Source organism: Polaribacter marinivivus (assembly GCF_042651285.1).
Taxonomy (GTDB): domain Bacteria; phylum Bacteroidota; class Bacteroidia; order Flavobacteriales; family Flavobacteriaceae; genus Polaribacter; species Polaribacter marinivivus.
The window spans coordinates 524150-537630 of record NZ_JBHSCY010000001.1; the positions used below are offsets into that span (position 1 = coordinate 524150).

The window sequence follows — 13481 nt, forward strand, 5'->3', positions numbered from 1 at the left end:
ATTAAAATAGATTAGGGATGATAAACCAAACAGCAATAATACCTCCTATAAAAAACCCGATAACAGCTAATAATGATGGCAATTGAAAACTACTTAAACCTGTGATTGCATGACCAGAGGTACAGCCACCTGCATAACGTGTTCCAAAACCTATACAAACTCCAGATAAGATTAATATTAAAAATCCTTTTAAAGAAAAAATAGCTTCATTGCTAAATATTTCATCTGGAAAATATTGATTTGCAACATTTGTAAAACCTAAATCTGTTAATTCTTGAATGGTTTTTGGGTTTAAATCTATGGTTTGATTCGGAATTAAAAAATTAGAAGATATAAAACCTCCAATAATTAAACCAATAACAAAAAGCATTGCAAAATCGCGCTCTTTCCAATCTTTTTTAAAATAGTCTGATACTTTACCTGCCCCAATCATTGTACATAAAGTCTCAAAATTGGTAGATGCTCCAAAATTTTGTCCAAAATAAAAATACAAAAAGAGTGTTAACGCAATTAGTGGGCCTCCTACATACCAAGCCCAAGGTTCTAAAATAAAATCCATTATAATTTTAGTTTTAAATAATTCATAATTTTTTTAGTTGCTCCAAGATTTTCTTGGATGTAATTTGAATTTATTGCTCCAGATTCTTTTCTAAAATCATCATCTGTTTTTAATTTTAATAAGACTTCAGTAAATTCTTTTTGGTTACTGATAGAAATACAACCATTTGCTGCTACTAAATCTACAGCCTCTTTAAATTTGTCGTATTTATTTCCAATAACTACAGGAATTCCAAAAGTTGCTGGCTCTAATATATTATGTAATCCTGTTTTTAAACCTCCACCAACATATGCTATATCTGCTGCTGCGTAAATTTTGGTTAAAATACCAATTGTATCTATGATAAATACTTGATAATTTGTTAATTCTTTATTTTCTTTTTTAGAATACAAAATAGTAGCTTTTTCTATAGAATTTTGCAGTTCTAAAATAGCATCAGTTTTAATATTATGAGGAGCAATAATAAATTTTTCTTCTTTAGAAGCATGGTTATTGATATAATCCACAATCAATTCTTCATCTTGAATCCAGGTACTACCTGCAACTATTGTGTACTTATTCTCTTTAAATTCATTAATAAAATCGATAGAGTTGTCTTGTGTTAAAATTCTTGAAACTCGATCAAAACGTGTATCTCCTGCAATAGTGACATTTTTAAAATTTATACTTTCTAGTAATTTTTTAGAATTTTTGTCTTGTACAAAAAAGTGATCAAAAGAATTTAATGCGTTTCTCATAAATTGACCATACCATTTAAAGAAAACTTGTTTTTCTCTAAGAATTCCAGAAATTAAAATAGTAGTACTATTTTTATTTTTGAGTTCTTTTAAGAAGTTTGGCCAAAACTCATATTTCACGAAAATTGCTATTTTTGGATTTACAATTTCTACAAACTTTTTTGCATTAGACTTAGAGTCTAAAGGCAAATAACAAATTACATCTGCTAAATTATAGTTTTTACGAATTTCGTAACCAGAAGGAGAAAAAAAGGTAACTAATATTTTATAATTTTTGTAATTGTTTTTTACTTCTTCTATTATTGGCCTTGCTTGCTCAAATTCTCCTAAAGATGCTGCATGAAACCAAATTGTATTTTGATTTCTTAATACTTCTATTTGTTTAAAGACCTCTTTTCTTCCATCTACAAAAAGTTTTATTTTATTATTAAATAAAGCCACTATCCTTAAAAGAATTGATACTTTAAAAACTATAAGATTGTAGAGAAATTTCATAAATGTAAAAGTACAAATTAGCCCTAAATTAATGGCACAAAAAAACGCTCAAACAATGTTTGAGCGTTTATATTATATAATCTTTGTATTTCTTAAGCCTCAAATGGAGTCACAGAAACATAAGATTTATTATCTCTTTTCTTTTGGAATTCTACAATACCATCAACTTTAGCGTGTAAAGTATGATCTTTACCCATGTAAACATTTTCACCTGGGTTGTGAGCAGTTCCTCTTTGACGAACAATAATATTTCCTGCAATTGCAGCTTGTCCTCCAAATATTTTAACACCTAAACGTTTCGATTCTGATTCTCTACCGTTTTTTGAGCTACCAACTCCTTTTTTATGTGCCATGATATAATGGTTTTAAAGTTTTTAATTATTTAGATAAAGCTTCTATTAATTCTGCTTTCTTTAAAGAAGTGTATCCAGTGATACCTTTTTCTTTAGCTACAGCTTTTAATTCTGCAACAGTCATAGAACTGTAATCTGCAGAAGCTTCTTTTACCTCAGCTTTTGGTGCTTCTTCTTTTTTTGGTGCTGCTTTTTTAGCAGTTTTCTTAGCACCTGAAGCAGCAATAGATTCTATTTGAATCTCGCTTAAATACTGTCTGTGTCCGTTTTTCTTTCTGTATCCTTTTCTTCTTTTCTTTTTGAAAACGATAACTTTATCACCTTTTAAGTGACTTAAAATCTGAGCTGTTACTGAAGCTCCTTCTATAGCTGGGGCGCCAATAGTTACATTTCCATTATCATCAGTTAAAAGAACGTTATCAAAAGTTACTTTTGATCCTTCTTCACCTTGTAAACGGTTAACGTAAACCTTTTGGTCTTTTGCTACTTTAAACTGCTGCCCTGCTATCTCTACGATTGCGTACATACTATTTGTTTTGCGTATTTATACTATTTACTTGCATTTTGTTCTTTAAAATGCGGATGCAAATATACATCTTTTTTAATAGTTAACAACATCATCTCTAATAAATTAATTTTAACTTTTTTATAAGCAAAATGATAGTGTTTTTCTGTGTAATAACTAGAAGCTTTCTTATTTTTGAGAAACGTAAATTCATGTAATTATTTTGTAACAAATATTTGCTGTTTGCGTCAGATAGTATCGAAATTTATAAATTAAATAAAAACTAATGAAGAAAAGTATTTTATCTCTAGCTTCTGTTATGCTTTTTGCTTTTGCAGCAAATGCACAGAAAGTTGAGTTTGAAGAGTATGACTTAAAGAATGGATTGCATGTAATTTTACATCAAGATAATTCTGCACCTGTTGTTACAGTTAATGTAATGTATCATGTAGGAGCAAAAGATGAAGAAAATGGAAAAACTGGTATGGCCCATTTTTATGAACACCTATTATTTACTGGAACAAAAAATATAGAAAGAGGAAAGTGGAGTGAAATACAATCTGCAAGAGGTGGTACTGGAAATGCTAGTACAGACTGGGATAGAACTAACTACTACCAAACTTACCCTTCTAATGAATTAAAATTAGCTTTATGGATGGAATCTGAGCGTATGCTACATCCTATTATTGATCAAAAAGCTGTAGATACTCAAAATGAAGTTGTAAAAGAAGAAAAGCGTCAACGAATGGATAATGCTCCTTATGGAAAAGTTATTTATGGAGATGTTTACAACGAAATTTTTGATAAGCATAATTATGGTAGACCAATGATTGGTTATATTAAAGATTTAGATGCTGCAAAATTAGAAGAGTTTCAAGCTTTTTACAATAAATGGTATATGCCAAACAATGCTGTTTTAGTGGTTGCTGGTGATTTTGATAAAGCTGAAGCTAAGACTTGGGTAAAAGATTATTTTGCTTCTATTCCTAAAAGAGAAGCTCCAAAAAGAGAAAAAATTGTTGAACCAATTAGAACGAAAGAAAAAAGAGTAAAAGTTTATGACGCTAATATTCAATTACCTTTAGTGGGTATGGGCTTTATAACTCCTTCTTTTAAAGAAAGAGATGCTAAAGTTTTAGATGTTATTTCAACTATTTTAAGTAATGGTAAAAGTTCTAGATTATACAAAAAATTAGTTGACGATAAAAAAATGGCTTTACAGGCATTTTCTTTTTCTAGACCTTTAGAAGACTACAGTGTTTATTTAATTGGTTCTATATTGGCTCAAGGTGCTGATAAAGACGAATTAATAAAAGAAATTGATGACGAAATTGTAAAATTACAAACAGAATTAATTTCTGATGAAGACTTACAAAAAGTAAGAAATAAATTCGAAAATCAGTTTGTTGCTTCTAACTCTAATGTACAAGGAATTGCTGCTACTTTAGCAAGAGAATACTTATTAGGTGGAGATACAAATAGAATTAATAACGAATTAGATATTATTAACTCTATCACTAAAGAAGAAATTAGAGAGGCTGCTAAAAAATATTTAGCAAAAAACAAACGTGTTGTTATGGATTACTTACCAGAATCTCAAAAAAAATAATCAATCTAAAAGAAGAATAATGAAAACGAAGATATATTCAATGATAACCTTACTGTTCTTAGCAGTAAGTATTTCTGCTCAAGTTGATAGAACTAAGATGCCAGAATCTGGTACTGCTCCAAAAATAAATATTGGAACACCTAAGAAATTTACATTAAAAAACGGACTACAAGTATTAGTTGTAGAAAACCATAAATTACCTAGAGTATCTGTTACTTTAAATATTGACAACCCTCCAATGGCTGAAGGTGACAAGAAAGGAGTTTCAGGTTTTGTTGGAGGCTTGTTAGGTACAGGTTCTACAACAATCTCTAAAGAAGATTTTGATAAAGAAGTAGACTATTTAGGAGCAAATATTGGTTTTGGCTCTGAAAGTGCTTTTGCAAGTTCTCTTTCTAAATATTTTCCAAGAGTTTTAGAATTAATGGCAGATGCTGCTTTTAATCCTGTGTTTTCTAAAGAAGAATTTGATAAGCAAATGAAACAATCTTTAGATGGAATTAAAAACTCAGAAAATAGTGTATCTGCAATTGCTGGTAGAGTTGATAGATTATTAACCTATGGTAAAGATCATCCTTTTGGAGAATTCACGTCAGAAGAAACATTAAAAAATATTTCTCTAGATGACGTTAAAAATTACTACAATAAAGTGTTTAAACCTAATAATGCTTATTTAGTTGTTATAGGTGATGTAAACTACAAAAAAGTAAAAAAGCAAATAACTAAGTTATTTAGTGGCTGGGAAAAAGGTGAAATGCAAACTCAAGCTTTACCAGAAGTTACAAACCCAGAAACTACAGAAATTAACTTTATAAATATGCCTAATGCTGTACAATCAGAAGTTGCTATAATCAATACTGTTGATTTAGATATGAAAGATAAAGATTACTATGCAGTATTACTTGCAAACCAAATTTTAGGTGGTGGTGGTACAGGTAGATTATATAAAAATTTACGTGAAGACAAAGGATATACTTATGGAGCTTATTCAAGTGTTGGTGCAAGTAGATATGCATCACGTTTTAAAGCTTCTGCATCTGTAAGAAATATGGTTACAGATAGTGCTGTAGTAGAATTTATGAAAGAAATAAATACTATTCGTTATAAGAAAGCTACACAAGAAGAATTAGATATTGCAAAAGCAAAATATGTAGGTAATTTTGTAAGAAACGTACAGAATCCTGGTACAGTAGCTAGTTATGCAATAAGTATTTTACAAAATGATTTACCTAAAGATTATTACGAAAACTATCTTAAAAACATAAACGCAGTTACACTAGATGATGTACAAAATGCTGCCATTAAATATTTTAAAGGTAATAAAGCAAGAATTGTTATTACAGGTAAAGCTATTGACGTACTTAAGAATCTTGAAAAAACAGATTACGTAATTAAGTATTTTGATAAAGAAGGTAACCCAACTGAAAAACCAGAAATGACATTACCAATACCTGAAGGAGTAACAGCTGCAACTGTTGTAGACAAATACTTTGAAGCAATTGGTGGTAAAGATAAAGTGTTAGCTGTTACATCTACAATGATGACAGCAAATGCAACTATACAAGGTACACCTATTGTACTTACTTCTAAAGCTGCTGCACCAAACAAAACATCTCAAATAATATCTGTAATGGGTAGTGTGATGTCTAAAACTGTTTTTGATGGTGAGCAAGGTTACCAAGAAGCAAGAGGTCAAAAAATGAACTTACCTGTAGCTCAAATAGAAAAGGCTAAAAAGAACATGGCTCCTTTTAGTGATTTAGCTTATAAAAATGGGTTATTAGATAGAATTGAACCTATTGATGGTAAAAACTTTTACGTAATTAAATTTGATGATGTAGAAGTATTCTATGATTATGAAACTGGTTTAAAAGCAAAAGAAGTTAGAACTGCAAAAGGTCCTCAAGGTGAAGTTAAAATACCAACAACTTACTCAAACTATAAAGTAGTAGATGGTATCTTATTTCCTTATGAAATTGGTCAAAAAATGGGACCTATGGATTTAAAATTCGAAGTAAAAGAAATTAAAATTAATTCTGATGTAACAGATGAAGATTTTAAATAATTTCTAATTTTAGTATAAAATAAAAAAGTCAAAACTTAATGTTTTGGCTTTTTTATTTTTATAAATTACTTAGACTTGTTAAGTAAATAAACACCTAATAAAATTATAAGACCTGCAAACAATTGAGTAACACTTAATTCTTCACCATCTAAAATACCCCAAAAAACCGCTACAATTGGTATTAAATAAGTAACAGAGGATGCAAATATAGGTGTAGCCAAATGCACCATTTTATTGTAAAAAACTTTAGCAATGCCAGTACCAAAAATAGCTAATACAGTTATATAACCTAATGACGATAAATTATTTGAATCAGTAAAAGAAAAATCAGTAAAGAAACCAGTACTTATTAAAACCATTAAAGCAGGTATTATTAATAATAAAAAATTACCTGTTACAATACTTAACGCACTTAAATCATTCAAATATCTTTTTACAATATTTACATTAAGTGCATAACCAATAGATGCTAAAACTACTAATAAAGAAAACCAATAATTTTGATTAGGGTTTAAATCTGCACCTTTTAAAATTAAAATAACAGTACCTATTAGACCTATAGCAATTCCAATAAATTGTCGTTTTTTAAAACTTGCTCCAAAAATTAAAATTCCAAAAATAAAAGTATTAAAAGGTGTGAGCGAGTTTAAAATAGAAGCAATAGAACTATCTATACCATTTACTGCATACGCAAATAAAAAGACTGGAAAAAATGTACCTAATAAAGAAGTAGTAACAATATGTTTGTAATGTTTCTTTTTAATTTTTTTGAGGCTTTTAAAACTAATGGATAACAAAAAGAAACCTGCAATTAGCATTCTTAATGCTCCAACTTGAATAGGAGTTAAACCTAAAAGTGCTTTTTTTATTAAAATAAAAGAACTACCCCAAACTAATGAAAGTAATATTAAATAAAACCACTTTTTTTGATGGTTGGTCATAATTTGCTGTATATAATGCAAAAATCCGATAAATATTCCGTTTCTATTTTGATTTTTAATAAATTTGTACAATAATTAAATTATAAAATCTAATGAGCTTAAAAAACACCATAGTTGCATCTCTATTATTTTGTTTTGTTTTAGTAGGATGTAAAACAGAAGAGAAAAAAGAATTAAAAAAAGAAAATGTCTCTTTAGCCATTTCTGGTATGACATGTGAAATAGGTTGTGCAAAAACCATACAATCTAAATTATCTAAAAAAGAAGGCGTAATAGATGCTAAAGTTATTTTTACAGATAGTATTGCCAATATTGAGTTTGATGCAAATACAGTAACTAAAAAAGAATTAATTGCTTTTGTAGATGGTATTGCAGGAGGAGATTTATACAAAGCATCAGAAACTACTAAAAAAACTCACGAATGCACTAAAGAATGTAAAGAAAAGTGTGAGTTAAAAGAAGGTAAAAAAGAATGCAAAAAGAATTGTACAATGGCTTGTTGTAAAGACAAAAAAGCTTAATCAAAGTTTATCAAATAAAAAAAGCAGGCTTAACAGCCTGCTTTTTTTATTTAGTAATAATATCTTACTTTCTAGTCCAATTTGCTCCCCAAGTAGCATAATCAGTACCAGTTAATGTATTATCTTCTGTGTAGAAATCTGCATCAGTAAAAGTAGATCCAGTATCGTTTTTCAACTTAACATTAACATCAGCAAAAATTACTGAGTTTACATTTAAATCACCACTTAATACTCCAGCACCTGTTGGATTATCTCCTTGGTCTCCATCTAAATCAAAACCTTCGTTAAAACCTTCTATCCAAACATTAGTAAATATACCTTGAGTACCAGCTCTTAAACGAATTGCTTCATTACCTGTACCAGAACCTAAGCCAATAATTGTTAAATTAGTTACAGTTGGTTTAGAGAAATATTTAGGATTAGAATTGTTACCTATGTCTGTATTGTAACCATCAGCTTCAATACCTTTATCATGATCTGGACCATGCTTTACATATGCATCAGTAATTGTACCTGTATAACCTTCTGTCCAGTCTATAGAATCATCTTGAGCATTAACAACAGAAACATTGCTTACATTTACTGTACCTCCAAAAAACTCAACACCATCGTCATTACCTTCAAACATTTGTATGTACTCTATAACCGTTTTATTTCCAACTCCATAAAAAGAGAAACCATTATTTTCTGATTGACCATCTGCTTTACCTCCTGAATATTCAACTCTTACATAACGTAAAATACCAGAATTATCATCAGCTGCAGTACCACCATAAGGTAGGTTAGCTATTTCTGAAGTAGAAGTTGATGAACCTGAAACAGAGTTTATAGGAGCTTTACCTAAGATAATCAGTCCTCCCCAATCACCAGCATTTGGTGTTGTTGCAGAAGAAGTAAAAATAATTGGCTGAGATGAAGTACCTTCTGCCTTAATTTTTGCACCTTGAGCAATAGCTAAATACACATCTGCACCAGTTGCAGAGGCCTTAATTACAGTACCTGCAGGGATAGTTAATGTTGTACCAGTCTCAAAAATTGTAGGACCAGTTAAAATATATTCTTTTGTTGCATCTAAAGTTAAATCTGTTGTGTAATTACCATTAATTTCGATAGCATTACCTGTTGTTGGAGCTCCTCCATTTCCATCTATATTAATTACAATATCAGAAGTTCCATCTTCTCCACAAGAAGTGAATAATAATACTGATAAAAATACTATTGATAAAATTTTAGTTTTCATTTTTTTTAATTTTATAATGTTTCGTTTAATTTAGTTTTTATTAAAAATTATATTTGAAGCTTAAGCTTATATTCATTCCTATTTGAAATTCTGATAAAGTAATATCACCAATTGGTGTCCCTTCTCTTACTCTAGTAATTTTTGGATCTAATAAGTTTTGTGCTTTTAAATTTAGTTCTGTGTTTTCACCAAATTTATTTTTCCAAATAAAATCTAAAGTTGGTACACCTTTTTCTTTGATATTACCAATTTGACCAGAACCTAAAGCGTCTATTCTGTCTGAGAAATAAGAAAATACTAATGAAGCTACTGGTTTGTAGTTTTCCCATTTTGTAGGGCTATAATTTATATTTGCATTCATTAAAAATGGAGATGCACCTTGTAATTGATCTGTAGGTCTGTTAAAAGAAGTATCAAATAATTGACCATCAATATTACTATACAAATCTTGCTCAGTATGCATATAGGTTACATTAAAACCTGCAGATAATTGGGTATCATCATCTTCGTTTTTAATTAAGTTTTTTCTTGCCTCTAATTCAATACCAATAACCTCTGCTTTATCACCTGTTCTAAAATAACGTTGTGTACCTGTTGCATCGTTTGCAATTACTAAGTTTACTGGGTTGTTTATTTGTTTTGCAAACATACTTACAGAGAATAATTCATCTCTTGTCATAAACCATTCGTATTTAAAATCAATGTTAAATACTTTAGAAAAAGACGGATCGTTTAATAAGTCTGGGTTACCACCTATTCTCTGTCCAACTGCTTCGTAAACAAATGGGGCAACTTCTTTAAATTCTGGTACAGAAACAGATTTACTAAATGTAAAACGTAAGTTTTGGTTTTCTTTTAAAGCGTATTTTATATTTAAACTTGGTAAGAAAAAAGTTTCTGTTGCTTCTCTAAATCTTGGATCATTTGGATTGATATTAATTACATCATAATTAATTTCTTGATTAAATGCCTCTAATCGAATACCAGGTACAAAACTCCATTTTTCATTTAAGTTGTATACAGCAGAAACATAACCAGCATTAACTTTTAATTCTCCAGTGTAGGTGTTTTCATTTGCTCCAGGAAAATTAGTTGTTGGTAATTCACCAGGTGATAATGAGTTAAAAACTTCTGTGTTATATAATCTTCCAAAATTTTGTAAATTAAAAATTGCATCTAAGTTAGTGATATCATCTACCTCTAATCTTGGAGTTAAAAAGTCATAACCATATCTAATATTTTCAAATTCACGAGTTTTAACTCTTCCATTATAACCATAGTTTAATGTTAATTTATCTGATACAATGTGAGCTAAATTAATTCTGCTATTTGTTTCTCTATCAATAATTTTTTGAAAATATCTTTGATTATCAAAAACTGTATTGCTAAAAAAAGATGGCTTTGTGTTTGGATCATTATCTAATGCAAATTGATAGTTCTCAAAACTAAATCTTCTTCTATCTGGTTCGTGTGCAAAAACGTTATTATGACCAATTCCCCATGTAAGTGTATATTTAGCATCTTCTTCGTCTGCTGCATAAAACTTGTGTTCTCCCATTAATTGGTTAACAAAAATTAAATCTTGATTAAATTGGATGTTTTGTTGAAAAAATCCTCTATCTGTATCTATAAAAGCATCTCTATTTCTACCTTTTCCTTCAGTTCCATAAAAACCAGCCATATCAGATGAACTATTTAAGAACATTGAGAAATACTTTAATTTATGATCATCATTAACCTTATAAATAGCATTACCCATTACTGTTGTTGCTGTAGTATATTCAAACTCTTGAGAGTTAGGATATTCAATTTTAAAAACATTAGGATAATCTACTAAAGGACCTTCTCTGTATTGGTAAGAATTTTGAAAAGATGCTGTACCATACAAACTTAACCTTGAATCATCTTTAAAATCCCAAGATTTACCACCAGTTAAACCTATATTTAAGTTTATTGGTGCTGCACCATTTTCTGGATCTACTCCATGAGAAAGTATAACTGCAAAAGGATTATGTTCATATCTTCTGTAAAAACCAACATGTCCTGTACCTTCACTTTTCTTAAAATTCTTTCCAGCAGCTCTTGTGTTTACTCCTGTACCAACAGAAACATCAAAAAAGCCATCTCCTTTATAATCTTTAGAAGTAATATTTACATTACCTGCAGCAAAATCACCATAAAATTCTGATGAATAGGCTTTACTTATAGATACACTTTGAATTACTTCTGAAGGAAATAATGATAAGTCTATATTCTTTTTATTTACATCATTAGAAGGTAATGATAAACCATTTAAAGTAGTGTTTAAATATCTATCTCCTAATCCTCTAACATAAACATTATTTGATCCTTCTTGTTTAGATACACCAGAAATTTTAGAAACTGCACCTGCAGCATCACTTACCCCTTTTTCTGCTAATTCTTGTGCACCTATACTTTCTTTAATTACAGTTGCTTTCTTCTGTTCTAATAATAAAGCACTTTTCTTCTCTTTACTGGTGGTTGTTTTAATAACTACATCATCTAAAGCAACACCTTCTTCTGCTGCCATTACTTGATTTAACGTGATAGTTTCACCTGCTTTAATTGCTATTGGTTTTTCAATAGTTTTATAGCCTAAAAAGCTAAAAACTATAATGTGATTCCCTGCTGGCACATTTAAAGTATAATTACCATCAAAATCTGTAGTGGTTCCAATAGTTGTTCCTTTTAACAAAACATTTGCAAAAGGTAAAGGTTCGTTATTGGTTTCTTTATCAGTTAAATTTCCTTTTACAATTCCCTTTTCTTGTGAAACAATAAAATGACTTATTGCTAAAAAAGTTATAATAAAAAATCTCTTCATTTATAATCTAAATTTATTTCACAAAAGTCTATACCTTTTGTAAAATCTATGTTAGTTATAGATTATGCTTGTATTATAGAAGTATTAACTAAAAGTTAATTATACAATAAGCCTTAACAGAAATTTAATTTTGTGAAAACATTAGTTTTAAATGTTGGTTACATATTTGTAATATCTTATATAAGATAAGATGTCTATATAATTTATTAGTTTTTGTCAACTTATTTATATGACCAGCTGCCTTTGGCCAAGGCAGCTTTTTTATTAAAATAATATTACTTTAACAATAACTTAACATTGGTGTTGGTTATTTGCAGCGACAAAAACTAATATCTATTATGAAATTAAAAACACTACGCTTAGTAGTATCTTTAATTTGTGTTTTCACGTTAGTAAACACAAATGCTCAAAAAGCTAATGCTCCTAAATTTGGTAAGGGTCTTTTTAATCTTGTAGGCAAAGACAGCACTTGGTCTATGAAAATTGGTATGAGATTCCAAACACTTACAACTTTTGGTTGGGATGCAGATAATGGTTTATCAAACCCAACCAGTAACATGTTAATTAGAAGGTCTCGATTAAAGTTTGATGGTTGGGCTTTTTCACCAAAATTAAAATATAAGTTAGAATTAGGTTTATCTAACAGAGATAAATCTGGTGCTTCATATTTTACTCACGATGCTCCTAGACAAATTTTAGATGCTGTTTTAAAGTGGAACTTTTCTGGAAAATGGGTGTTGTGGCTAGGGCAAACAAAACTTCCTGGTAACAGAGAACGTGTTGTTTCTTCTGGAGATTTACAATTAGTAGATCGTTCTCTATTAAATAGTAGATTTAATATTGATCGAGATATAGGTGTACAGTTAAGACATAAATTTAATCTTTCAGATAATTTTTTAGTGAAACACATTTATTCTATTGCACAAGGTGAAGGTAGAAATGTAACTAGAGGAAATGTTGGCGGATATCAATATACAGCAAGAGTAGAGTTTTTCCCTTTTGGAGATTTTGCTGGTAAAGGTGATTATAAAGGAGCTGATTTAAAATTTGAGTCAACTCCAAAATTATCGCTTGCTTTTAATTATGATTTTAATAATAATGCTGCTAAAACCAGAAGTAATATGGGGTCTTATATGTTTATTAATGGTACCTCTGCTGACTCTAGTGCAGAATTTTACACAACTGATGTATCAACATTATTTATAGATGCAATGTACAAACATAAAGGGTTTTCATTTATGGGTGAATATGCGAAAAGAAATGCTTCAGATCCTTTTGCTAAAAACTCAGATGGTACTTTAACTGGCGATGTTATAAATGTTGGTAATGGTTTAAACCTACAAACTGGTTATTTGCTATCTAAAACACTTGAAGTTTCTGCACGTTACACGAATATATCTTTAGATAAAAGTATTACAGGTAAAGGCGCAGAAAATCAATATACATTAGGGTTATCTAAATATATTGTAGGGCACAAATTAAAAGTTCAAACAGATTTAAGCTATACAGATATTGGTTTTAAAACCAACCAATTATTATATAGATTACAAGTAGATATTCATTTTTAAAAATAACATAAACGTAACATTCGCAATATTTACTGTTTGTAAA

11 protein-coding genes are annotated in these 13481 nt (G+C 29.4%); 4 read left to right on the plus strand and 7 right to left on the minus strand.

The genetic code is table 11. The annotated features are described in order from the left end of the window. Position 1 precedes the first annotated feature (1 nt). The 4 genes from ACFOWD_RS02465 to rplU form a co-directional block, all read right to left on the minus strand. Entirely contained in the window at positions 2–559 is a 558-nt protein-coding gene (locus ACFOWD_RS02465) for a YeeE/YedE family protein (RefSeq protein WP_377407835.1), read from the minus strand. Next, positions 559–1791 carry a 3-deoxy-D-manno-octulosonic acid transferase gene (locus ACFOWD_RS02470; RefSeq protein ID WP_377407837.1) on the minus strand — a complete coding sequence of 411 codons (1233 nt, stop codon included), beginning with the start codon at positions 1789–1791 and terminating at the stop codon, positions 559–561. Before ACFOWD_RS02470 ends, ACFOWD_RS02465 begins: the two co-directional genes overlap by 1 nt. Before the next feature lie 92 nt (positions 1792–1883). Continuing rightward, on the minus strand, positions 1884–2144 hold the full coding sequence (gene rpmA, locus ACFOWD_RS02475; protein WP_298990115.1) for a 50S ribosomal protein L27: 261 nt from the start codon (positions 2142–2144) through the stop codon (positions 1884–1886). Positions 2145–2169: 25 nt separating this feature from the next. Beyond that, the gene (gene rplU, locus ACFOWD_RS02480; RefSeq protein ID WP_377407839.1) at positions 2170–2670 is read right to left on the minus strand and encodes a 50S ribosomal protein L21; all 501 of its coding nucleotides are present in this window, start codon (positions 2668–2670) and stop codon (positions 2170–2172) included. Positions 2671–2935: 265 nt separating this feature from the next. Here rplU and ACFOWD_RS02485 point away from each other — a divergent pair, with 265 nt between their 5' ends. Next, on the plus strand, positions 2936–4258 hold the full coding sequence (locus tag ACFOWD_RS02485) for a M16 family metallopeptidase (RefSeq protein ID WP_377407841.1): 1323 nt from the start codon (positions 2936–2938) through the stop codon (positions 4256–4258). Positions 4259–4277: 19 nt separating this feature from the next. Continuing rightward, positions 4278–6323 (plus strand): M16 family metallopeptidase, encoded by a 2046-nt coding sequence (locus tag ACFOWD_RS02490; protein ID WP_377407843.1) that lies wholly within the window; start codon positions 4278–4280, stop codon positions 6321–6323. Positions 6324–6388: 65 nt separating this feature from the next. On the opposite strand, the gene ACFOWD_RS02495 is transcribed toward ACFOWD_RS02490, so the two are convergent. Next, complete coding sequence (locus tag ACFOWD_RS02495; protein WP_377407845.1) at positions 6389–7264, minus strand: DMT family transporter; 876 nt, start codon at positions 7262–7264, stop codon at positions 6389–6391. Between the two features lie 92 nt (positions 7265–7356). Between ACFOWD_RS02495 and ACFOWD_RS02500 the strand changes: the two genes are divergently transcribed. After that, positions 7357–7785 (plus strand): cation transporter, encoded by a 429-nt coding sequence (locus ACFOWD_RS02500; RefSeq protein WP_377407847.1) that lies wholly within the window; start codon positions 7357–7359, stop codon positions 7783–7785. Between the two features lie 64 nt (positions 7786–7849). Here ACFOWD_RS02500 and ACFOWD_RS02505 read toward each other — a convergent pair whose 3' ends face one another. Next, positions 7850–9025 carry a multidrug transporter gene (locus ACFOWD_RS02505; protein ID WP_377407849.1) on the minus strand — a complete coding sequence of 392 codons (1176 nt, stop codon included), beginning with the start codon at positions 9023–9025 and terminating at the stop codon, positions 7850–7852. Positions 9026–9065: 40 nt separating this feature from the next. Further along, the gene (locus ACFOWD_RS02510) at positions 9066–11870 is read right to left on the minus strand and encodes a TonB-dependent receptor (protein WP_377407851.1); all 2805 of its coding nucleotides are present in this window, start codon (positions 11868–11870) and stop codon (positions 9066–9068) included. Positions 11871–12208: 338 nt separating this feature from the next. Here ACFOWD_RS02510 and ACFOWD_RS02515 point away from each other — a divergent pair, with 338 nt between their 5' ends. Then, a complete protein-coding gene (locus ACFOWD_RS02515; protein ID WP_377407853.1) occupies positions 12209–13438 on the plus strand; it encodes a porin in 1230 nt (409 codons plus the stop codon). Positions 13439–13481 lie beyond the last annotated feature (43 nt).

Coding starts and splice junctions, on each gene's coding strand:
- ACFOWD_RS02465 (WP_377407835.1), bottom strand. CDS start 559: ATGGATTTTATTTTAGAACCTTGGGCTTGGTATGTAGGAGGCCCACTA.
- ACFOWD_RS02470 (WP_377407837.1), bottom strand. CDS start 1,791: ATGAAATTTCTCTACAATCTTATAGTTTTTAAAGTATCAATTCTTTTA.
- rpmA (WP_298990115.1), bottom strand. CDS start 2,144: ATGGCACATAAAAAAGGAGTTGGTAGCTCAAAAAACGGTAGAGAATCA.
- rplU (WP_377407839.1), bottom strand. CDS start 2,670: ATGTACGCAATCGTAGAGATAGCAGGGCAGCAGTTTAAAGTAGCAAAA.
- ACFOWD_RS02485 (WP_377407841.1), top strand. CDS start 2,936: ATGAAGAAAAGTATTTTATCTCTAGCTTCTGTTATGCTTTTTGCTTTT.
- ACFOWD_RS02490 (WP_377407843.1), top strand. CDS start 4,278: ATGAAAACGAAGATATATTCAATGATAACCTTACTGTTCTTAGCAGTA.
- ACFOWD_RS02495 (WP_377407845.1), bottom strand. CDS start 7,264: ATGACCAACCATCAAAAAAAGTGGTTTTATTTAATATTACTTTCATTA.
- ACFOWD_RS02500 (WP_377407847.1), top strand. CDS start 7,357: ATGAGCTTAAAAAACACCATAGTTGCATCTCTATTATTTTGTTTTGTT.
- ACFOWD_RS02505 (WP_377407849.1), bottom strand. CDS start 9,025: ATGAAAACTAAAATTTTATCAATAGTATTTTTATCAGTATTATTATTC.
- ACFOWD_RS02510 (WP_377407851.1), bottom strand. CDS start 11,870: ATGAAGAGATTTTTTATTATAACTTTTTTAGCAATAAGTCATTTTATT.
- ACFOWD_RS02515 (WP_377407853.1), top strand. CDS start 12,209: ATGAAATTAAAAACACTACGCTTAGTAGTATCTTTAATTTGTGTTTTC.